We start from the raw sequence: 20,233 nt of genomic DNA, 5'->3' as shown, positions 1-20,233 counted from the left end.
GCCTCGGGCCGTAGCCTGGGGCGATGAACGCGACGGGGGAATACCGGCAGGAGTTCGTCGAGGTCGACGGGGCCCGGATCGGGTTGCAGGTCTACCCCGAGCCGGACGGCGTCGCCGACGCGCCGCTGGTGCTGGTCTCACCCGCGATGGGGGTGCGCGCACGCTACTACCGGCTGTTCGCCGCCGAGCTGCGCGCCGCCGGCCTCGCCGTGGCGGTGGCCGACCTGCGGGGCACCGGGGAGAGCACGCCGGCGCCGAGCCGCGCCTGTCGCTACGGCTACGCGGAACTCGCCGCCGACGTGGGCGCCGTGCTGGCGGCGCTCAAGGCCCGGCGGGACGGGCGGAAGACCGTGTTGCTCGGGCACTCCCTCGGCGGGCAGACCGCGCTGCTGCACCTCGCCCTGCACGGCGACCACGACGTCGACGGGCTGGCCCTGGTCGCCGTCGGCATGCCCTGGTGGCGCAGCTACCCGGGCCTGCGCGGGTACGGCGTCCTGCCGTACACCCAGGGGATCGCGGCGACGGCCCGGCTGCTCGGCGTATGGCCCGGCTGGGGCTTCGGCGGCCGGCAGGCCCGCGGGGTGATCCGGGACTGGGCGCACACCGCGCGGACCGGCCGCTTCCCGCGCCTGGGCGGGGTGGACGCCGAGGCGGCCGTCCGGGAGCTGCGCAGCCCCGTGCTCGCGGTCAGCGTCGACGACGACCAGTACACGCCGCACGAGACGCTCGACCACCTCTGCGCGAAGCTGGCCGCGGCGCCCGTCGTGCGCGAGCGCTACACCGCGGCCCAGGCCGGCGCCCGGATGGACCACTTCACCTGGGTACGCGCCGCCGCGCCGCTGGCGGCCCGGGTGGCCCGCTTCGCCGCGGACCTGCCGGCCCGCTGAGCCGTCCTCGGCCGACCGCGGCGCGCCACGGTCGGGTCGGTCCCGCCGACGTCACGCCGTCGCCCGCACGCCTCCCCGGGCGGCGCGCGGCGTGCCCGCCGCCCGGGGCCCGGTCACTCGTCGGTCTCGACGGGCACCATCTCGCCGTCCCGCTCGACGCGGGTCTCGCCGCGCTCGGGCGGCGGCGGCACCTGGGACGTCGTCTTGCGCGGATCGTTGCCCGGGTGCATCAGCACCGCGTCGGTGGAGGCGGTCTTCTCCCGGCTCTCGTCGGGCTGCGACATCCTCTTCCCCTCTCGCTCGGATCGTCCGTCCCGCGATCTACCCGCACCGGCCCCGCCGACTCCTCCCGGCCGCGCCCCGTCGCCGGCGCGACCGCCGTACCCGCCGCCGGCGACGGGTCGCGCCGCGGCGCGGGGCGTACCCGTGGCCACCGGTTCCCGGTCTTCCCCGGTATCCGCGTGACCGCGCCCTATCGGCGGGTGACGGACGGGCATAGCCGACCGGGCGGCGGGTATGCCGCAGCGCCCGACACGGTGGAAGGGGATCAGATGTCCGAACGGCACACCGCACTGCGCTCGATGCACGATCTGGGCCTGGCGGCCTGGTTCGGGGGCTCCCTGATGGGAGCGTTCGGCGTCAACGGCGCGGCGGCACAGATGAACGACTCGACCCAGCGGTTGCCGATGGCCTCGGCCGGCTGGGCCCGGTGGACGCCGGTGAACGCCGCCGCGATCGGGGCCCACCTCGCGGGCGCCGTCGGGGAACTGGTGACGGAGAGCCCCCGGGTGGCGGCGCAATCGGGAGTCGCCCGGGTCAGCACCCTGAAGACCGCGCTGACGGTCAGCGCGCTGGCGGTGACCGGCTACAGCCGGTTGCTCGGCATGAAGCTGGAGAAGGCCGGCGGCCCGTCGGTCGAGGGGGTCACCGAACCCAATTCGCAGACGCCGTCGAACGTGGCGTCCTGCCAGCGGAAGATGCGGATGCTCCAGTGGGCGGTGCCCGCGCTGACGGGGGCGCTCATCGTGGTGACCGCGTACATGGGCGAGCAGCAGAAGCCCGGCGAGGTGTTCCGGGGGATGCTCGGACGCGCGGGCGGGCTGCCGAAGGGGATGGGCGCGATGATGGCGATGGGCGCGGCGGCCAAGAAGAGGCGGATGGCGATGTCCGGTCGCTGACCGGGCGACGTGCGCACCGGCGTCCCGCCGACTCCTCGGCGGCGGGACGCCGCTCCGCGTCCGGAGTCGGGCGGGGAGTCCGCCCGGCACGACCCGACGGGGCGCCGGCGCAGGCATGACCGGCCCCGGGACGGGCAATCGGGGCCGGTAGCGGCGGACCCGACCAGCGAGGTGACCATGGCGGCAGGAGACGGACGCAGCGGGGGCAGGCGCACACCGGAGTCGATCACCCCGTGGGTGACCAGGGACGGCTTCGACGCGGAACCGCCCTGGGGCACCGGCGAGCACGACCCGATGGACGAGGGCAGTGAGGAGACCGCCGTGCCGGAGGGCCGGCGCGGGGACCGCCGCGCCGGCGAGCCGGCGGAGCCGACCGGGAAGGGGGGCCGGCACGGATTCGGGCCGGTCGAGCCGACCCGTACGCTGCCGGCCGGACCCGGCGCGCCCCCGGACCCGGCGCCGTCCCGGCGGACCTTCCCCGACGCCGCCGACGTCGAGGAGCGGACGGAGGACGCGCTACGGACCCGGGGCCGGCGCTCCTGAGCGACGTGGGCGGCGGCGCGGTACGTCCCGGCCGTCCCCGGCCTCGGGGCGCGGCCCGGTCAGGCCCCGGGTCCCGCCGCGCGCAGCAGCCGGAGCTGACCGATCTCGGCGGCGTTCTTCATCAACTCGGCGTTGACCCAGCCGAGCATGTGCGTCACCGTGTGCTCGGCGTCGTCCTGCCAGGGGAACGGCGCCGTGCGGTCGAGGTCGGCGTCGGTGAGGCGGTCGAGGACACCGAGCCACTCGGTACGCAGGCCGCGTAGCCACGCGACGGTCGGCTCGCCCGCGCCCGGCCACTCCACGTCGGCGCGCTGTCGTGGCGGCTGCCCCCGGAGGTGGTCCGCGGTGACCGTCCACCACCAGCCGATGTGCCAGGTCAGCCAGCCGATCGTCGGGACCGGAACCGGGTCGGGTTCGGTGTCGGCCCAGTCGGGCGTCCAGCCGCCGTCGGGGCCGCGACGCCCCGTCCAGCAGTGCCCGGCCGGCTCCCAGAGGAAGTCCGCCGGGTCGAGGCGCTCGAGGTGGTATTCGAACAGCGACCACGTCAGGTCGAACTGCCAGCGCAAGAGCGCGCGAGAGGATGCCGCCACCCGGCGATCATGCCGGAGCCCACGCGGCCCGGTCGACGGAATTGGTCCGGCTGGGCCGGCCCACACGGGCCGCACGCCCGCCGTCAGGAGGGCGACGCCGCTCCCGCCCGCGCCGGGCGGCCCCGCCCCACCGGTTCGACGCCCAGCAGTTCGGCCAGCCGGTCCGCGTCGCGCTGGGCCTGGTCGCCGCAGCAGTTGTTGAACAGCACGTGCAGCTCGCCGGCCTGCCCGGCCAGCTCGGTCAGCAGCTCCGACCAGCGGCGCAGTTCCTCGTCGCCGTACGCGTAGCGGAACTTCTCCTGCTTGTCCCCCGTCCCCCAGGCGCTGCTGTGCCCGTGGAAGCGGACGACCGCCAGCTCCGCCGTGGCGAACAGGATGGGCGGCACCGACGAGGGGTGCCCCTGCGGCATGTCCACGCAGACGAACGACAGGTCGCGCTCCCGCAGGAAACCGAGCGTGTCCAGCGCCGCGGTGCCGTCGAACCAGGACCCGTGGCGCAGCTCGACGGCGACCCGCCACGGCCGGCAGCGCTCGGCCAGCTCGGCGATGCGCCGCTCGGCGGCGGCGCCGCGGGCCAGCCACGGCGGGAACTGGAGCAGGACCGCGCCGAGCCGGTCGGCCGCCGCGATCGGGTCGAGCGCCGCCCGGAACCGGTCCCACAGCTCGTCGTACGCGGTCGCCGGCAGGTCCCGGCGCCGGATCCGGCTCGGGCCGCCGGCCGGGCGCAGGTCGCGGGGCAGCGCCGCCACCGGGGTCGGGTGGCCCGTGAAGAGGCTGAACGCCTTGACGTCGAAGGTGAAGCCGTCCGGCGTGGCGTCGACCCACCCCTGCGTCGTCTCGCGCACGGGCACGGCGTAGTAGGAGGTGTCGACCTCGACCAGGGGAAACCGCCTGGCGTAGAAGCCGAGCCGACCGGCCGGGGTGTTCGCCGCGCGCGGGTACCACCCCGAGCGCAGCAGCTCCTGGTCCGCCCAGGACGCCGTGCCCACCTTGATGACACCCATGTGATTCAGTGGATCGCGGATCGGACGAATCGGCAACCGCTGGCGGAAAACCGGCACGGCGGGACGCGGTTCTGTCGGTGGCCGGCCCTATCGTGAGCCCGTTCGGACGTCCGTGAAGAGGGGTGGCGGGATGACCACGACAGAGCAGCTGACCGGTGAGCGGGCCGACCTGGTGGAGACGCTGCGCCTGCACCGCGGCTTCCTCCGGCAGACCGTCGCGGGGCTCACCGACGAGCAGGCCGCGACCCGCAGCACGGTCAGCGAGCTGTGCCCGGGCGGCCTGATCAAGCACGTGACGCAGGTCGAGCAGCGGTGGATGCGGTTCGCCGTCGGCGGCGCCGAGGCGATGAACAGTGATCCCGTCGACTGGGCCGGCCAGTTCCGCATGCTCGACGGCGAGACCCTCGCCGGGCTGCTCGCCGACTACGACCGGGTGGCCGCCGCGACGGACGAGCTGGTCGCCACGCACGACCTCGACGCCGCCCACCCGCTGCCGCAGGCCCCCTGGTTCGAGCCCGGCGCGAGCTGGACGGTCCGCCGCGTCCTGCTGCACCTGATCGCCGAGACCGCCCAGCACGCGGGGCACGCCGACATCCTCCGCGAGGCCATCGACGGCGCCAAGACCATGGGTTGACGCCCCCGCGCGGCCCCGCCCCGCCCCGCTTCCCGGCCCGGTGATTGTCGGACGTCACACTCCACCCCGTGTGACGTCCCGGCATCCGGCGGCGCTGAGGGACACGAGATGAAAGCACACCGGATGGACCAGGAGACTGTCGAGCGACTGCTCGGCGGTCCGGTCGTCGACCCGCGAGACGCTCCGCAACCTGTCGCGTCGCTCCTGACGGCGGTCCGTGCCGCACCCCGCGCCGCTGAGCTCGCCGGCGAGGACGCCGCGGTACGGGCGTACCGGCTGGCGCGGGCCGGCACCCCCGTCGGCAGTCCCGAGCGGAGTCGTCGGGGCCGGGCCCTCGCCGGCTTCGGCGCCCGCGCCGCGCTGGCCGGTGTCGCCCTCGCCGTCACCGGCGGGGTGGCGTTCGCCGCGGCCGGGGGCACCCTGCCCGGACCGCTGCGTGGCCCCGCCCCCACCACCGCCGCGCCCGCGCCGCCCCCGGCCGTCTCCCCCACCGCGGGTCCCGGCCGGCCGTCCGCGCCGCTCACCACGACCGAGGGTCGGCCCGACCCGAGCGCGTCCGTGGCAGCGCTGTGCCGGGCCTACCGGACGGACGGCGACGGCCCGGGCCGCGCCCTGGACAAGCCGGCCTTCGACGACCTCGTCCGCGCGGCCGGCGGCCGCGGCAAGGTGGCCGGCTACTGCGACCGCCTGCTGCCCGGGGAGTCGGCGGGCCCCGGGGCATCGGGCACACCGGTCGACCGGCCCGACGGCACCCCGACGCCCGAACAGCCCGGGCGGCCCACGACATCGCCCTCCGTCCCGGCCGGCCGGCCCTCGGCGCCCGGCAACGTCCAGGTCTCGCCCGGCAACATCCAGGTCTCGCCCGGCAACATCCGGATCTCGCCCGGCAACGACCAGGTCTCGCCCGACCACGGTCGCCCCGCACCGGGCAGCGGCGGCAGCCGCTGACCTCCCCCACGCCATCGCTCCGCGGGGCACGGCGGACCAACGTCTGCGCGGGGTCACGTGCCCCGGGGCATCGTGGGGAAGGGGCCGCACGTGACGAACGCGCCGCGCGGGCGGCTCGGCCAACTGGTGGGACGCCGACGCGCACCGGCCGGCGCTCGCCCGGTGACCCGGCTCGGCCCGGCTGATAGCTTGCCCCGATGAGTCTGCGGCGTCGACGCGTGGCGACGGTCTTCCGCGTGGTGATCGTGATCAGCGTGCTGGCCGGGATCGTGCTCACCGCGCGGGGTCCCGCCACCGTCACCGGCCTGCTGCCGTACTTCACCATCCAGAGCAACGTCGCCGTCGGCCTCCTCGCCGGATACGCCGCCTGGCTGGCCTGGCGGGACCGTCCCGAACCGCCGTCGCCGCTCAAGGGCGCGGTCACCCTCTACATCACCATCACCGGCGTGGTCTACCACCTGGTGCTCGCCAACCCCGCCAGTCCGTTCGCGATGCCGCAGCCCGACCGCGCGCTCGGCGAGGCGCTCGGTAACCAGTTCCTGCACACCGTCGTGCCGCTGCTCGCGGTGGCGGACTGGGCGCTGTTCGACCGGCGGGGCCGGCTCCGCCCGCGGTACGCGGCATGGTGGCTGGCCTTCCCACTGGGCTACCTCGGTTTCGCGCTGGTCCGTGGGCTGGTGGTCGAGCGGTACCCGTACCCGTTCCTCGACGCCGGGGAGCTGGGCTACGCCGGGGTGGGCGTCAGCGCGGTCCTCTTCGCCGTCGCGTTCTGGCTGCTCGGCCTGCTCTTCGTGGGCGTCGACCGGGGCCTGGCCCGCCGTGCCGGGCCAGCGGCCGCCCCCGCCACGGCCCCGTCCGGGACGGCCGCCCCGGCGCAGCGGCCGGCGGCCGTCGATTCCGCTCCGGCGTCGGGCGCCACCCCGGGCGGCCGGCCCGACGCGCCGGCCGTGCCGTGACGACCGCGCTCCCGGCGGCTGTCGCAGAGCTGTACGCGGTCTCCGGCCGGTACCCACGGCCAGCGGTGCGGCCTCGACATCGGGCCGTACCTGCCGGTGTGGGCGGCCGACGGTTCGGAGCGGGCTCCCACCGGCGGGGGTGAGCCCGACTCACCCGGACGGGGTGAGACGCGGGAGGTGGGAGGCGGCCGGCACCGCGCCGCTCGGCGTGGCGCAGGCGCTGCGGCCACCGAAGGCGGATCGTTTGACCGGGCGCTGAGCGGGCAGGCGGCGGGCGGAGCCGGAAACCGGAGGACAGGAGACGTTCATGCGCGCGCTGCGGTTGCCGAACTGGAAGTCGGAACCCGAGCTGGTCGAGGTCGACGAGCCGACCCCGGGCCCTGGGCAGGTGGTGGTGAAGATCGGGGCCGCCGGCGCGTGCCACTCCGACCTCCACCTCATGCACGACTTCGAGGCCGGCGCCGTGCCGTGGAACCCGCCGTTCACCCTCGGCCACGAGAACGCCGGCTGGGTGCACGCCCTCGGCGACGGGGTCACCGGGCTGACGGTGGGCCAGCCGGTGGCCGTCTACGGCCCGTGGGGCTGCGGCACCTGTGCGCGCTGCCGGGTGGGCATCGACCCGTACTGCGAGAACATCGCCGAGGCGCCGGTGCCCGGCGGTGGCGGCGGTCTCGGCCTGGACGGCGGCATGGCCGAGTACATGCTGGTGCCGCACGCCCGGCACGTGGTGCCGCTGCCCGAGGGGCTCGATCCGGTGCTGGCGGCGCCGCTGACCGACGCGGGCCTCACCCCGTACCACGCGATCCGCCGCTCCTGGCAGAAGCTCGGGCCGACCAGCACCGCCGTGGTGATCGGCGTCGGTGGGCTCGGCCACGTCGGCGTGCAGATCCTCAAGGCCACCACCGCGGCCCGGGTAATCGCGGTGGACACCCGCGAGGAGGCGCTGAAGCTCGGCGAGGAGTGCGGCGCGGACCTCACCATGCTCTCCGGCGAGGGCACCGCCCAGGAGATCCGCCGGGCCACCGGCGGCCGGGGCGCCGACGTGGTGCTGGACTTCGTCGGGGCCAGCCCCACCCTCGCGCTCGGCGCCGCCGCCGCCCGCACCGTCGGCGACCTCACCATCGTCGGCATCGGCGGCGGCACGCTGCCGGTGAGCTACTTCGGCGTGCCGTACGAGGTGAGCATCCAGACCACGTACTGGGGCAGCCGGCCGGAGCTCATCGAGGTGCTCGAACTGGGCGCCCGGGGCATGGTGAAGCCGAAGGCCACCACCTTCCGGCTCGACGAGGCGGTCGTCGCGTACCGGAAGATGGCCGACGGCACGCTGGAGGGCCGGGCCGTCGTCGTGCCGTGACCACCGCGTCCTAAAGTGATCATGTGGTCGCGGCGCTGGAGCTCTACCTGGACACCGACGCCACCCGGCGGATCCGGGTGCTCTGGGACGCGCTGGAGACCGAGGGCGTGCAGAGCATGCGGTCGCTGCTGGAGCAGCGCCACCGGCCGCACGTCTCGCTCGCCGTCGCGCCCCGCTTCGACCCGGAGCGGGTCGCGGCGGCACTGCGCGGCGCGGTGGTGGCCGCGCCGCTGCGGCTGAGCTTCCAGCACGCCGGTCAGTTCGTCGGGCGGGTGCTCTGGCTGGGCCCGACCCCCACCGCCGAACTGCTCGCGCACCACGCCGAGGTGCACGGCCGGCTGGCCGAGGCCGGCATCGGGCTGGTCGAGCACTACCAGCCGGGGCGCTGGGTGCCCCACTGCACGCTGTCGATGCGGGTGCCGAACGCGCTGATGGCCGCCGCCGTGCGCCGCTGCCTGGAGGTGCTGCCGCTGGAGGCGACCGTGGTCGGCGCGGCCCTCACCGACCACGCCCGGGGCATCTCGGTCCCGCTGCCGTAGCCGGACCGCACCCGTGGGCGAACGCCGACGATGTCGGTGGTGCCACGTACGGTCGGCGGCCGTGAGCACGATGAGCGATCCGTGGGACGTCGGCCTGCTCACCGTGCCGCCGCCGGCCGACACGTGGCACGGCGACTGGGTGGCGTTCTGGCCGGCGGCAATGCCGGGCTACCGGGGCATGGTCGCCGCCCACGTCCTGCCGACCGTCGCGAAGGGCGCCGACCACAACGCCTCGGGCGCCGCCGCCGTCCTGCCGTTGTTGGCCGAGGGCACCGGGGACGGCGGCCCGGCCCTCGACCTCACGCTGGCCTACGGGCTCGGCGCCCGGCACGAGGCCGACCAGGTCGCCGCCCTGGACGCCCTGCTCATGCTCGCCACCACCGGTGACCTCGACGCACCCGCCGTCGGCGCGCACCTCGGCACCCTGGCCGCCGACGGCGCGTTCCCCCTCTCCCGGGTGCTGCGGCCACTGCGGGACGCGGCGGGGGCCGGCGCCGCGCTGACCGTCTGGCGTCTCCTCGCCGCGGCCCTGCCCGCGGTGCTCGCCACGTCGCCCCCGCCGCGCGGCACCCCGGACGTGCTCGGCCTGGCCGCGGAGACGGCCGGCGCGCCCGGCCTGCGGATCTAGGTGCCGGGTTTGGCGGACGTGGTCGCCCGGGATGGGTCGAGCCGCCTGGTCGGCGAGGCACGACGGCTGTCCGCGCTCCTCGACCGGTAGGTGACGGGCCGGTTCCCGGCGGCAGGCGGGCGGACGGCGCTCGCCGCTTGTCCACGTCAGGGCCCCGGGTGGATCCTGTAGGGAATCGGCAGAGACGGATCTATCGGAGGTTCGGATGCGTCGTCTCCCGCTCGCCCTGCTCCTGCTCGCCGCGCTGCTGCTCGGCCTGCCGGCGCCCGCCCACGCCGCCCCCGACCACGCCGACGCCGCCCGCGCCGCCGCCGTGCTCGCGGCGGTCCGCACCCCCGGCACCGCCTGGGGGCTCGACCCGGCCACCGGGCGGATGACGCTGACCGTCGACGACACCGTCTCGGCCCGGGACGTGGCGGCGCTCCGGGCGGCCGCCGCCCGTGCCGGGGCGCTGCTGCACCGGGAGCCAGGCCACCTGCGCGTCCTCATCGCCGGCGGGCAGGCCGTCTACGGCGGCGGCGGACGGTGCTCGCTGGGCGCCAACGTCCGCAGCGGCACCACCGCCTACTTCGTCACCGCCGGCCACTGCACCGTCGCCGCCTCGACCTGGTACGCCGACAGCGCGCAGACCACCGTCCTCGGCACCCGGACCGGCACCAGCTTCCCCGGCAACGACTACGGTCTGGTCCGCTACACCGGCGGGATCGCCCACCCCAGCGCGGTCTACACCCACCCCGGGCTGCTCACCGTCTACGGCGCCGGCAACGCCTACATCGGCCAGGCGGTCTGCCGCAGCGGCGCCACCACGGGCGTACGCTGCGGCAGCGTCACCGGGCTCAACGCGACCGTCAACTACGCCCAGGGCACCGTGACCGGCCTGATCCGGACCAACATCTGCGCCGAGCCCGGCGACAGCGGCGGGCCCCTCTACGTGGCCGCCACCGGCACCATCCTCGGCATCCTCTCCGGAGGCAGCGGCAACTGCGCCACCGGCGGCACCACCTACTACCAGCCGATCACCGAGATCCTGGCCGCGTACGGGCTGACGATTCCCTGACCGACCGGGCCTTGCGCGCCGCCGGCCGCTCGGCCGTGGAGGCGCGGGTCGACGTCCGCGCACCCGGACCGGCCCGACCCGAACGGCGGGTCGGGCCGGTCCGTGCGTCAGCCCTTGCGGCCGGTCGTGGCGATGCCCTCGACGAAGTGGCGCTGGGCGAGGAAGAACAGCACCAGCATCGGCACGGTCGCGATGACGCTGCCCGCGAGCACGATCTCCCACTGTTGCTCGCCGCCGTAGCCGAAGCGGTCCAGCACCACCTTCAGCCCGCGCGGCAGGGTGTACAGCTCCTCGTCGCGCAGGTAGATCAGCGGCTTCATCAGGTCCGTCCAACTCGCCTTGAACTCGAAGACGAAGGCCACCAGCAGGGCGGGACGGATCAGCGGAAAGGCCAGCTTCCAGAACAACTGCGGGTAGCTCGCCCCGTCGACCCGGGCCGCCTCGAAGTACTCGCGGGGCAGCGAGAGCAGGAACTGCCGCAGCAGGAAGATGTAGAACGCCGAGCCGAACAGGTTGCCCGCCCACAGCGGCACCTGGGTGCCGGTCAGCCGCAGCTCCGACCAGATCAGGTACGTCGGGATCATGGTGACCGCGAACGGCAGCATCATCGTCGCGAGCACCAGCCCGAACAGGATGTCCCGCCCGGGGAACCGGAAGTACGCGAACCCGAACGCCACCCACGCGCTGGACAGCGTCACCGCGACCGCCGCCGCGACGCCGACCACCAGGCTGTTGAGCAGCCAGGTGACCATCGGCACGGCCTGCCACGCCTCGGCGTAGTTCCCCGGCGCGAACGGGGTGGGCAGGAACCCGGTGGAGAAGACGTACTCACGGGGCCGCAGCGAGGCGCTGATCAGCCAGACGAACGGCGCCGTGAACACCACGGCGACGCCGACGAGCGCGAGCACGAGCAGCACCCGACGCCAGACCGGCCGCCCGGCGTCCTCGGCCGCCGGCCGGCGCTCGACGGCCGACGGCGCGGCGGCGGCCACGGGGGCGGCGGCCGTCCGCTCGATCGCGGCCGTCACGACCGGCCTCCCTCGGCCCGGCGCGCGCGGGCCACGCCGCGCCGCCCCCGGTGCCCCGTCACGGCCGGTCTCCCTCGTAGTACACGAAGCGGTTGCTCAGCTTCACCTGCACCAGCGTGATGATCAGGATGATCACGAAGAGTAGCCAGGCCATCGCGGAGGCGAAGCCCATGTGCAGGAACTGGAACGCCTCCTGGAACAGGTGGATGACGTAGAACGACGCGGCGTCGCTGTTGAACGAGCCCTGCGTCTGCCGGTTGCCGAAGTACATGGTGTAGACCTCGGTGAACATCTGCAGGGACGCGATGGTGTTGACGACCAGGGTGAAGAAGAGCGCACCGGAGATCATCGGCAGCGTCACGTGCCGGAACCGGGCCCAGCCGCCGGCGCCGTCGATGCTCGCCGCCTCGTACAGGTCGCGCGGCACGTTCTGCAGGGCGGCCAGGTAGATGATCACTGTGGAGCCGAGGCTCCACAGGCTCATCAGGACGATGCCGGGCATCACCCAGTCGGGGTCGGTGGTCCAGCTCGGACCCTCGATCCCGACCAGGGCGAGGCCGCGATTGATCAGGCCGTCCTGGGTGTTGAGCAGGAGCAGGAACAGGATGCCGACCGCCACCGCCGGGGTCATCACCGGCAGGTAGAAGACGGTACGGAAGAAGCCCTGCAACCGTCCCACCCGCTTGAGCAGCAGCGCCAGCCCCAGCGAGATGGCCATCGCCAGCGGCACGTGCAGGGCCGTGTAGTAGACGGTGTTGCCCAGGCTGCGGGCCACCATCGGGTCGGCCATCAGCTCCCGGTAGTTGTCCAGGCCGGTGTACCGGGGCGCGTTGATCACGTCGTACTCGGTGAGGCTGAGCCAGGCGCTGGCGATCATCGGCCCGGCGTTGAAGACCAGGAACCCGACGATCCAGGGCGCCAGGAAGACGTACGCCCAACGCGCCTCCCGCCGGGCCAGCGGCGTACGCCGGCCGGCGGGGGCAGGGACGGTGGTGGTGGCCATCCCCGGGCCTACTTCGACGCCTTGTCCAGCGCGGCGGTCGCCTCCTGCTGGGCGCGGGCCAGCGCCTGTGCCGGCTGCGCCTGGCCGGAGAGCACCCGGTTGACGGCGTCCGTCCACGCCTTGTCGAACTCGGCGCCGGCGGGCGAGGCGGGCATGGCGAACGCGGTGTCCTGCACCGAGCGGATGGTGGCCACCGCGTCGTCGAACCGCTTGTTGCCGGTGGGCTGGTACAGCTCGTCGAAGATCCGTTTGTCGGCGGCGACGTTGCCCGTGTAGACGCCGGTGAACGGCTGGCCCGCGGCCCTGCGCGCGTCGGCGCGGGCCTTGGCGGCGGCGACCCAGGTGTCGGTGGCGGTCACCGTCTTGGCGAAGGCGCACGCCGCGTCCGGGTTCCTGGCTCCCTTGGGGACCACCCAGGCCTGCCCGGCGGACAGGGTGACCGGCTTGCCCTGCCGATCGACGAAGGGCTTGACGACCAGCTCGGCCTTCGGGCTGTTCTTGGCGGCCTGGTTGAGGAACCACTCCTCCATCGGCCACGCGACGATCTGGTTCTTGGCCAGGGGGTTCTGCGCGCCGAAGAAGTCGAAGGTGTCCCGGAAGGACTTGAACTTCCCCCAGCCACCCTGGTCCTGGATCAGCTTGACGCCGGTGGTGAGCGCCTCGACCACCCTGGGGTCGTCGAGGTTCGCCTTCGTCCCGTCGGCGGAGAGCAGGTCGGCCCCGTTGGCCTTGGCCCACATGGGCAGGAACTCGGGGATCTTCGGGTCGATGCCGATGCGGGAGAGCCGGCCCCCGGAGACGGTGGCCAGCTTGGCGTTGAGCGCCGACAGCCCCGCCCAGTTCGCGAGGTCGACGTCGTCGGGGGTCAGCCCCGCCTGCCGCAGCAGCGCCTCGTTGAGATAGACCACCCGGACGCTGGAGAACTCGGGAATGCCATAGACGGTGCCGTCGAGGGTGACCTGCTCCTTGGCGGCGGGCCGGTACTGCCCCATGTCGATGTCCTGCTTCTCGACGCAGTCCGTCAGCGATTGGATGGAGCCGCGCTCGGCGTAGGTGCCGATCAGCTTGCGGTCCATGTAGACCAGGTCCGGCGGGTTGCCGGAGGCGACCGCGGAGAGGAACTGCTGCTCGTCGAAGGCCCCCTCGGTGATCTTCAGGTCGACGTCCGGGTGGTCGCGCGTGAACGCATCCACCCGGGTCTTGGCGATCTCGTCGGACAGGCCGAAGCCCATCGTGCTCAGTGCGCCCTTGGTGGCCGTGCCACCGCCACCGTCTCCACCGCCGACGCCTCCGCAGCCGCTGAGCGCCAGGGCGAACACTCCGACGAGGGCAGCCGCCCGCACCATCCGTGTCATGACAGTTCCTCCCGAGAGCCGGCGGGCGGCAGTGCCCGCGCCAGCGCACCTTCTCCGATCCTCGGGATCGTCAAACGTCTCGGGAGGAACTGACGTCCGTGGGAGGGCCGGCGCCGCCCGCCGGCACGGCCACCGGTGTGGTCAGGAGGACTGCGGGGTGAGCAGGTAGTCGTCGGCCTCCTGGCTCCACCGCAGGTCGACGATGCCGCTGGTGGCTGCCGCCTTGCAGAACTGGAGGAAGCTGCGGTATCCGAGCTTCTTCTCGCTGAAGTCGGGCCGCGCCCGGCGGAGCTGGTTCTTCAGGCCGGACAGCGCCACCGCCCCCTCGTCGCCGGCCAGGTCGGACACCACCGAGCGGAGCAGCCCGAACGCCACCTCCCGGTCGCCGTGCTCGGGCAGGGACACCTCGGGGTCGCCCTTGGCGGGGCCCTCCCCCAGCTCGACGACGTTGTGCTGGGCGAGGTGTCGCAGCAGCTCGCCGAAGGTGCGGAACCCGTAGTCGGACTCGCTGAACGTCGGGTCCTTTCTAAGCAGGGTCCGCTTCAGTGTCGAGGCGGTCACCTCGCCGCTGGAGCTGCCCTGCAGGCCGGCCACGGTCTGCGCCACCAGCACGGCGAGCGTGTCGACGTCGCGGGCGACCTCCTCGCCCACCGGCTGCGGCTCGGGCTCCCGCTCCGGCTCGGCCTGCTGCGCCTCCGGGCCGGGCAGCCGCGCCGGGCGGGCGCGCCGGCCCCGCGCCGGAGGGACGTCGACGCCCTCCAGGCGGTCGTAGTAGAGGAACTCGTCGCACGCAGGCGGCAGCAGCGCCGAGGTCGACTTCTCCACGCCGACCCCGATGACGCGCTTGTTCAGCTCGCGGAGCTTGTGCACGAGGGGCGTGAAGTCGCTGTCGCCGGTGCAGATCACGAACGTCGAGATGTAGCCGCGCTCGAAGGCCAGCTCCACCGCGTCGACGGCCATCTTGATGTCGGCGGCGTTCTTGCGGGAGGCGCCCATGCGCTGGGGAATCTCGATGAGTTCGACGTGGGACCGGGTGAGCATCCGGCGGTCCTCGTCGAAGTACGACCAGTCGGCGTACGCCCGGCGCACCACCACCCGGCCGCGCTCGGCGAGGGCGTCGGCGATGGGGCGCAGGTCGAAGGCCGCGCCGCCGAGGTGGTCGCGCGCCCCCAGCGCGAGGTTCTCGTAGTCGAGGAACAGGGCGATGCGGTCCTCTTGATCCACGCGAACCACCCTACGCCGCCGACGGGCCGACGGCCGGCGACGTGGCGGACCGCGCCGCCGCGATTCTCCTGCCGGCGGCGCCGCCGGTGCTCTCCGTCGGGCTGGTCGTCGGGGCGCTTCCCCTAGCCACCCAGTCGCTGGCGCGCGAGGAACTTGGGCACGACCATCCGCCAGGCATCCGTCACCAGCTCCGTCATGTGGTCGCGGTCGAGCCGGTCAAGGCGACCGCACACCCAGTTGAAGCGCAGGTCGGCCGCGTCGGGCAGGAAGAACAGGTCCGGGTCGCCGGCGACGAGCCCGGCGCGTTCCTCCTTCGGGTACGCGAACCCCATCGTCGTCTCGTCCCGGGAGAACGCGACGTAGACGAGGGCACCGACGCGGAACTTCACGCGGTCCCGGATGAGGTGCTCGGTGGTCCGTGGCAGGGTCAGGGCCAGTGCGCGGACGTCGGCGACGGTGACCATGCCCCGACGGTAGTGGCCCGCCGGGCCGAGGGAGGGACGCGCCGCCGACGGCTCGCGCCCGAAATGTTGCGCTCCCGCTCTCCCGGCGTTCACGCCCGCACCGATAGCATCGCTGTCCATGAATACGAAGAGCAGTATCCGCTCGCGGCCCAGAAGGCTCGCGACGGCGTTCGCGCTGGCCGCCGTGCTGGTGGCGCCCGTGGTGGTGACGACGGCGGTGGCCTCGGCCGCCACCACCCTGACCGTGGCCCAGGCGCTCGCCGCACAGGACGGTCGGACGGCGACCGTGACCGGCTACGTGATCGGCCAACCGACCAGCAACACGACCGTGCTGCGGTCGGGTTTCACGTCCGACACCGCGATCGCGATCGCCGACACGGCGGCCGAGACCAGCCCGAGCAGGATGCTCTACGTCCAGGTCACCGCCGCGTACCGGAGTACCTTCGGGCTGCTCACCAACCCGGGCCTGCGGGGCCAGCCCGTCACCGCCACCGGCACGCTGACCGCCTACTTCAGCCACGGCGGCCTGAAGGACCCGACGGCGATGACCCTGGGCGGCGGTGGCGGCACGCCCTCGCCGACCCAGTCGCCGACGCCGGGCCCGACCCCGACCTCGCCCGGCGGCGGGTACGACTCCACCTACTACGCCAGCGCGATCGGCAAGACCGGCCCGGCGCTGCGCAGCTCGCTGCACTCGATCATCAAGGTGCACACCAAGCTCTCCTACGACCAAGTGTGGGAGGCGCTGCGGGACACCGACCAGGACCCGGCGAACACCAACAACGTGATCCTGCTCTACACCGGCCGGTCGCAGAGCAAGACCAGCAACGGCGGCGGTGTCGACGACTGGAACCGCGAGCACGTCTGGGCCAAGTCGCACGGCGACTTCGGCACCGCGACCGGCCCCGGAACCGACGTCCACCACCTGCGGCCGACTGACGTCTCGGTCAACTCCACCCGGGGCAACAAGGACTTCGACAACGGCGGCAGCCCCGTCGCCGAGGCGCCCGGCTGCTACACCGACGCCGACTCGTGGGAGCCGCGCAACGCGGTGAAGGGCGACGTGGCCCGCATGATCATGTACATGGCGATCCGGTACGAGGGCACCGACGGCTGGCCCAACCTGGAGATGAACCAGTCGGTCAACAACGGCACCGCGCCGTACCACGGCCGGATGTCGGTGCTGCTGCAGTGGAACCAGCTCGACCCGCCGGACGCCTTCGAGAAGCGCCGCAACCAGCGGATCTACGAGCGCTGGCAGGGCAACCGGAACCCGTTCGTCGACCACCCGGAGTGGGCGACGGCCATCTGGGGCTGACCCGCCGCACCGACGCCGCGGCCGGTCCCCTACCCGGGGGGCCGGCCGCTCGTGCGTTCGCCGTGGTGGTGGCGTGCCGGGCCGTGCCCGTCCTCACGGTCGATGCGCAGCTCCCGTTCGAGTTCCGCGATGACCGCCCGCAGGTCGTCCAGCCGCTGGGTGAGCGCGATCCGGTCCACCTCGTCCGGCACGCCGTCGCCGTCCTCGTCGTAGTCGGGCGACAACCGCTCGGTCATCTCCAGCCGGCGGGCCTCCTCCATCGAGTTCACGATGACGGCGATCAGGATGTTCAGCAGCAGGTTCACCGTGATCATCACGTAGCTGACGTAGTAGAGCAGCGTCCACGGCGACACCGCCATGCCCTGCGCGATGAGGTCCGGCAGGGTCTCCAGCGACAACAGCACGAACAGGGTCAGCAGGGAACGCCCGATGTCGCCGTACTGCTCCGGATAGCGCTCCCCGAAGATCAGCCAGCCGGCCATGCCGTAGACGTAGAGGGTCACCGCGGCCAGCGCGAGGAAGCCGGCCACGCCGGGGATGCTGCGCCACAGCGCCGCCACGATCGTGCGCAGCCCCGGCGAGAACCGCACCAGCCGCAGCACCCGGGCGACCCGTACGAAGCGCAGCAGCGCCGAGTCGCCGTGCAGGCCGGGGATGAAGATCGCCGCCGTCACCAGGAAGTCGAAGACGTTCCAGCCGTGCCGGAAGAAGTCCTGCGGCCGGCGGCCGTACGCCAGCACCCGGATGGCGATCTCGACGACGAAGACCAGCCGGAACAGCCACTCGCACCAGCGCAGGGCCCGTCCCGCGGCACCGAGGTCCGGGTACGTCTCGACGCCGAGCACCACCCCGTTCGCCATGATGACCACGACGATGAGCACGTCGAACGGCCGCGACCGGGCGATCCGGGCGCAGCGTTCCGCCACGCCCGGCGGGCCCCCGGGCGCAGCCGTCGACCCGCCACCCCGCTGGGTGGGCACGGACGGGCGGCTCACCGCCCCCACACCCCCGTACCGCTCCGTGCGGCCACGGACGGGTCGTCGGGCAGGTGCGGGGTAGGCATGCGGACAGCCTAAGAGGACATCTGATCTCGCTTGGTGAAGGTTGGTCCGGTTAGGTGGTTGCGTTTCGCCAGGTTGGGGTGGATTCTCCGGTGAGATAACGGCTCATTGTGTTAGCCATCGCCCAATGGATCATCGCCCGGGTGCGTTGAGGAAGGGCCTCGTAGTCACGGACGAGCCGTCGGTGCTGCATCAGCCAACCGAAGGTCCGTTCCACGACCCACCGTCGGGGCTGGACGTGGAAGCCCTTCCCGGCGTGGCGGGGTACGCGCTCGACGTCGATGCCGAGCCGGGCGCCGGGCGCCCGTACGGCGGTGACGATCACGGCGAGGAGTAGGCCGAGGGTGTAGGTGACGATGTGCCGCTTGCGTCCCTTGATCTTCTTCGCCGCGTCGATGCCCTGGCTGGACTCGCCGACGTTGCTGGAGGTCTTCACGCTCTGCGAGTCCAGGACCACCGCTGAAGGGCTGCGCTGCGGCCCCGGGCCGCGCGAGCCCGCTCCCGCAGCAGCTCGACCCGTCGCTGCTGATCTGCGCCGCCCGTGGGAACCAGCCAACCCCACCCGAGCGCCTCACCCCGGCCAGGGCCCGCTGCGGATTTCGGTGCTTGTGCGCCGTCCCGCACAAGCACCGAAATCCGCCATTCATACCGCGTCGCGAGTTAGGCGGTGTCGCGCCTACGTCCGATCAGCCGTCGATGACTGAGCGCGATAAATGCCGCACCGAGGCCGATCACAGTCAGGGCGATGGTGACGTAGGTTGAGTATCGGATTCCGGTGACGGGCAGAGTGCCTTTGCGGACCGTGATGCTTGCCGAGGCGGAGGAGCCCGGGCCGCTCTGGACCGAGGTGACCGCTTCCGTCGTATTGACCTTTTTTCCGCTGGTGGTGCCGGTGACGTTTACCGAGAAGGTGCAACTCCCGTTGGCCGGCAGGGTGGCGCCAGCCAAGCTGATGCTGCTGCTACCGGAAGTCGCGGTGATCGTGCCGCCGCCACAGGAACCACTCAAACCGTTAGGTGTGGCGACCACCAGTCCCGCAGGAAGGTTGTCGACGAAACTGACGCCGGTCAGCGACGTTTTTTTATTCGGGTTGGTGAGGGTGAAACCCAGTGACGTCGTCCCGTTGAGGGGGATGGTGGCCTTCCCGAAAGATTTGGCGATTGTCGGCGGCGCGACGACCGCCGCGCGGACCGTGACGGTAGCCGAGGCGCGGGCGCCCGGGCCGCTTTCGTTCGAGTCCACCGGGCCGGTGGTGTTCACCTTCGTTCCGCTGGTGGTCCCGGTGACGTTCACCGAGAAGGTGCAACTCCCGTTGGCCGGCAAGGTCGCACCAGCCAGGCTGATGCTGCCACCACCAGCAGTCGCGGTGATCGTGCCGCCGCCGCAGGAACCGGTCAAGCCGTTGGGCGTGGCAACGACGAGCCCTGCGGGCAGGGTGTCACTGAAACCGACCCCGGTCAACGACGTACGCGCGTTGGGGTTACTGAGGGTGAAACCAAGCGACGTCGCCCCGTTGAGGGGGATGGTCGCATCCCCGAAAGCCTTGGCGATTGTCGGCGGGGCGACGACCGCCGCGCCGACTGTGACGGTTGCCGAGGCGGGGGCGCCTGGGCCGCTTTGGACCGAGGTGACGGGAGTCGTCGTATTGACTTTTGTTCCGGTGGTGGTGCCGGTGACGTTGACCGACACCGTGCAACTCCCGCTGGCCGGCAGGGTGGCGCCGAACAGGCTGATGCTGCTGCTACCGGGAGTCGCCGCGATCGTGCCGGAGGCGCAGTTGGTCTGCGCGGCACTGGGTGTGGCGACCACCAGTCCCGTAGGAAGGTTGTCGACGAAACTGACGCCGGTCAGCGACGTCTCTGTATTGGGGTTGGTGAGGGTGAAACCCAGTGACGTCGTCCCGTTGAGGGGGATGGTCGCATCCTCGAAAGCCTTGGAGATCGTCGGTGGTGCAGCGACGGCGACCGTGATGCTCGCCGCAGCAGGGGTACCCGGGCCGCTTTCGTTCGAGTCCACCGGGCCGGTGGTGTTCACCTTCGTTCCGCTGGTGGTGGCGGTGACGTTCACCGAGAAGGTGCAACTCCCGTTGGCCGGCAAGGTCGCACCAGCCAGGCTGATGCTGCCACCACCAGCAGTCGCGGTGATCGTGCCGCCGCCGCAGGAACCGGTCAAGCCGTTGGGCGTGGAGACGACGAGCCCTGCGGGCAGGGTGTCACTGAAACCGACCCCGGTCAGTGACGTGCCCGGGTTGGGGTTACTGAGGGTGAAACCGAGCGACGTCGTCCCGCCGGCACCGATGGTCGTGGTCCCGAAAGCCTTGGAGATCGTCGGTGGTGCAGCGACGGCAACCGTGATGCTCGCCGCAGCGGGGGCGCCTGGGCCGCTTTCGTTCGAGTCCACCGGGCCGCTGGTGTTCACCTTCGTTCCGCTGGTGGTGGCGGTGACGTTCACCGAGAAGGTGC

Annotated in this window: 21 protein-coding genes and 1 pseudogene; 11 read left to right on the top strand and 11 right to left on the bottom strand. The window is 73.0% G+C overall.

Going from position 1 to position 20,233, the window contains the following annotated elements:
• Positions 1–23: 23 nt before the first annotated feature.
• Positions 24–887, top strand: a complete 864-nt coding sequence (locus ABZ793_RS04325; RefSeq protein ID WP_357451697.1) for an alpha/beta fold hydrolase — start codon at positions 24–26, stop codon at positions 885–887.
• 113 nt (positions 888–1,000) lie between these two features.
• On the opposite strand, the gene ABZ793_RS04320 is transcribed toward ABZ793_RS04325, so the two are convergent.
• Positions 1,001–1,171, bottom strand: coding sequence for a hypothetical protein (locus tag ABZ793_RS04320; RefSeq protein ID WP_350706584.1), 171 nt, complete (start codon positions 1,169–1,171; stop codon positions 1,001–1,003).
• Positions 1,172–1,438: 267 nt separating this feature from the next.
• Between ABZ793_RS04320 and ABZ793_RS04315 the strand changes: the two genes are divergently transcribed.
• Both ABZ793_RS04315 and ABZ793_RS04310 read left to right on the top strand, forming a co-directional pair.
• Positions 1,439–2,065, top strand: a complete 627-nt coding sequence (locus ABZ793_RS04315; RefSeq protein ID WP_357451694.1) for a hypothetical protein — start codon at positions 1,439–1,441, stop codon at positions 2,063–2,065.
• 177 nt (positions 2,066–2,242) lie between these two features.
• Complete coding sequence (locus tag ABZ793_RS04310) at positions 2,243–2,608, top strand: hypothetical protein (RefSeq protein ID WP_357451691.1); 366 nt, start codon at positions 2,243–2,245, stop codon at positions 2,606–2,608.
• Between the two features lie 59 nt (positions 2,609–2,667).
• Here ABZ793_RS04310 and ABZ793_RS04305 read toward each other — a convergent pair whose 3' ends face one another.
• Together ABZ793_RS04305 and ABZ793_RS04300 are read right to left on the bottom strand one after the other, a co-directional pair.
• Positions 2,668–3,198, bottom strand: a complete 531-nt coding sequence (locus tag ABZ793_RS04305) for a DinB family protein (protein WP_357451688.1) — start codon at positions 3,196–3,198, stop codon at positions 2,668–2,670.
• 83 nt (positions 3,199–3,281) lie between these two features.
• Positions 3,282–4,202: a DUF72 domain-containing protein gene (locus ABZ793_RS04300; RefSeq protein ID WP_357451685.1), complete on the bottom strand. Its 921-nt coding sequence runs from the start codon at positions 4,200–4,202 to the stop codon at positions 3,282–3,284.
• Between the two features lie 130 nt (positions 4,203–4,332).
• On the opposite strand from ABZ793_RS04300, the gene ABZ793_RS04295 reads away from it, so the two are divergent.
• From ABZ793_RS04295 to ABZ793_RS04265, 7 genes are all read left to right on the top strand, one after another.
• Positions 4,333–4,836: a DinB family protein gene (locus ABZ793_RS04295; RefSeq protein ID WP_357451682.1), complete on the top strand. Its 504-nt coding sequence runs from the start codon at positions 4,333–4,335 to the stop codon at positions 4,834–4,836.
• Between the two features lie 123 nt (positions 4,837–4,959).
• Positions 4,960–5,784 carry a hypothetical protein gene (locus tag ABZ793_RS04290; protein WP_357451679.1) on the top strand — a complete coding sequence of 275 codons (825 nt, stop codon included), beginning with the start codon at positions 4,960–4,962 and terminating at the stop codon, positions 5,782–5,784.
• Between the two features lie 197 nt (positions 5,785–5,981).
• Complete coding sequence (locus tag ABZ793_RS04285) at positions 5,982–6,740, top strand: Pr6Pr family membrane protein (protein ID WP_357451676.1); 759 nt, start codon at positions 5,982–5,984, stop codon at positions 6,738–6,740.
• A gap of 307 nt (positions 6,741–7,047) precedes the next feature.
• A complete protein-coding gene (locus ABZ793_RS04280) occupies positions 7,048–8,094 on the top strand; it encodes an NAD(P)-dependent alcohol dehydrogenase (protein WP_357451673.1) in 1,047 nt (348 codons plus the stop codon).
• Positions 8,095–8,117: 23 nt separating this feature from the next.
• Entirely contained in the window at positions 8,118–8,633 is a 516-nt protein-coding gene (locus tag ABZ793_RS04275; RefSeq protein WP_357451670.1) for a 2'-5' RNA ligase family protein, read from the top strand.
• A gap of 61 nt (positions 8,634–8,694) precedes the next feature.
• Positions 8,695–9,261, top strand: a complete 567-nt coding sequence (locus ABZ793_RS04270) for a hypothetical protein (RefSeq protein ID WP_357451667.1) — start codon at positions 8,695–8,697, stop codon at positions 9,259–9,261.
• A gap of 205 nt (positions 9,262–9,466) precedes the next feature.
• On the top strand, positions 9,467–10,318 hold the full coding sequence (locus ABZ793_RS04265; RefSeq protein WP_357451664.1) for a S1 family peptidase: 852 nt from the start codon (positions 9,467–9,469) through the stop codon (positions 10,316–10,318).
• Between the two features lie 107 nt (positions 10,319–10,425).
• On the opposite strand, the gene ABZ793_RS04260 is transcribed toward ABZ793_RS04265, so the two are convergent.
• The 5 genes from ABZ793_RS04260 to ABZ793_RS04240 form a co-directional block, all read right to left on the bottom strand.
• A complete protein-coding gene (locus ABZ793_RS04260) occupies positions 10,426–11,346 on the bottom strand; it encodes a carbohydrate ABC transporter permease (RefSeq protein WP_357451661.1) in 921 nt (306 codons plus the stop codon).
• Positions 11,347–11,404: 58 nt separating this feature from the next.
• The gene (locus ABZ793_RS04255; RefSeq protein ID WP_357451658.1) at positions 11,405–12,349 is read right to left on the bottom strand and encodes a sugar ABC transporter permease; all 945 of its coding nucleotides are present in this window, start codon (positions 12,347–12,349) and stop codon (positions 11,405–11,407) included.
• An 8-nt stretch (positions 12,350–12,357) separates the two neighbouring features.
• Positions 12,358–13,704 carry an extracellular solute-binding protein gene (locus ABZ793_RS04250; RefSeq protein ID WP_357451655.1) on the bottom strand — a complete coding sequence of 449 codons (1,347 nt, stop codon included), beginning with the start codon at positions 13,702–13,704 and terminating at the stop codon, positions 12,358–12,360.
• A gap of 141 nt (positions 13,705–13,845) precedes the next feature.
• Positions 13,846–14,928, bottom strand: coding sequence for a PIN domain-containing protein (locus ABZ793_RS04245; protein ID WP_357451652.1), 1,083 nt, complete (start codon positions 14,926–14,928; stop codon positions 13,846–13,848).
• 122 nt (positions 14,929–15,050) lie between these two features.
• A complete protein-coding gene (locus tag ABZ793_RS04240; RefSeq protein WP_357451650.1) occupies positions 15,051–15,392 on the bottom strand; it encodes an MmcQ/YjbR family DNA-binding protein in 342 nt (113 codons plus the stop codon).
• A 118-nt stretch (positions 15,393–15,510) separates the two neighbouring features.
• On the opposite strand from ABZ793_RS04240, the gene ABZ793_RS04235 reads away from it, so the two are divergent.
• A complete protein-coding gene (locus ABZ793_RS04235) occupies positions 15,511–16,710 on the top strand; it encodes an endonuclease (RefSeq protein ID WP_357451647.1) in 1,200 nt (399 codons plus the stop codon).
• 29 nt (positions 16,711–16,739) lie between these two features.
• Here ABZ793_RS04235 and ABZ793_RS04230 read toward each other — a convergent pair whose 3' ends face one another.
• The 3 genes and pseudogenes from ABZ793_RS04230 to ABZ793_RS04220 form a co-directional block, all read right to left on the bottom strand.
• The gene (locus tag ABZ793_RS04230) at positions 16,740–17,705 is read right to left on the bottom strand and encodes an ion transporter (RefSeq protein WP_357451644.1); all 966 of its coding nucleotides are present in this window, start codon (positions 17,703–17,705) and stop codon (positions 16,740–16,742) included.
• Between the two features lie 118 nt (positions 17,706–17,823).
• Positions 17,824–18,249: pseudogene (locus ABZ793_RS04225) on the bottom strand (transposase); the annotation flags it as partial.
• Positions 18,250–18,431: 182 nt separating this feature from the next.
• Positions 18,432–20,233: hypothetical protein (locus ABZ793_RS04220; protein WP_357451641.1), on the bottom strand; the 1,802-nt coding region annotated here is incomplete at its 5' end.

Source organism: Micromonospora sp. NPDC047465 (assembly GCF_040643125.1).
Taxonomy (GTDB): domain Bacteria; phylum Actinomycetota; class Actinomycetes; order Mycobacteriales; family Micromonosporaceae; genus Micromonospora.
This window is presented reverse-complemented; position numbering and strand designations above follow the sequence as displayed.

Coding starts and splice junctions, on each gene's coding strand:
- ABZ793_RS04295 (WP_357451682.1), top strand. CDS start 4,333: ATGACCACGACAGAGCAGCTGACCGGTGAGCGGGCCGACCTGGTGGAG.
- ABZ793_RS04255 (WP_357451658.1), bottom strand. CDS start 12,349: ATGGCCACCACCACCGTCCCTGCCCCCGCCGGCCGGCGTACGCCGCTG.
- ABZ793_RS04235 (WP_357451647.1), top strand. CDS start 15,511: ATGAATACGAAGAGCAGTATCCGCTCGCGGCCCAGAAGGCTCGCGACG.
- ABZ793_RS04240 (WP_357451650.1), bottom strand. CDS start 15,392: ATGGTCACCGTCGCCGACGTCCGCGCACTGGCCCTGACCCTGCCACGG.
- ABZ793_RS04315 (WP_357451694.1), top strand. CDS start 1,439: ATGTCCGAACGGCACACCGCACTGCGCTCGATGCACGATCTGGGCCTG.
- ABZ793_RS04320 (WP_350706584.1), bottom strand. CDS start 1,171: ATGTCGCAGCCCGACGAGAGCCGGGAGAAGACCGCCTCCACCGACGCG.
- ABZ793_RS04265 (WP_357451664.1), top strand. CDS start 9,467: ATGCGTCGTCTCCCGCTCGCCCTGCTCCTGCTCGCCGCGCTGCTGCTC.
- ABZ793_RS04310 (WP_357451691.1), top strand. CDS start 2,243: ATGGCGGCAGGAGACGGACGCAGCGGGGGCAGGCGCACACCGGAGTCG.
- ABZ793_RS04280 (WP_357451673.1), top strand. CDS start 7,048: ATGCGCGCGCTGCGGTTGCCGAACTGGAAGTCGGAACCCGAGCTGGTC.
- ABZ793_RS04300 (WP_357451685.1), bottom strand. CDS start 4,202: ATGGGTGTCATCAAGGTGGGCACGGCGTCCTGGGCGGACCAGGAGCTG.
- ABZ793_RS04250 (WP_357451655.1), bottom strand. CDS start 13,704: ATGACACGGATGGTGCGGGCGGCTGCCCTCGTCGGAGTGTTCGCCCTG.
- ABZ793_RS04325 (WP_357451697.1), top strand. CDS start 24: ATGAACGCGACGGGGGAATACCGGCAGGAGTTCGTCGAGGTCGACGGG.
- ABZ793_RS04290 (WP_357451679.1), top strand. CDS start 4,960: ATGGACCAGGAGACTGTCGAGCGACTGCTCGGCGGTCCGGTCGTCGAC.
- ABZ793_RS04285 (WP_357451676.1), top strand. CDS start 5,982: ATGAGTCTGCGGCGTCGACGCGTGGCGACGGTCTTCCGCGTGGTGATC.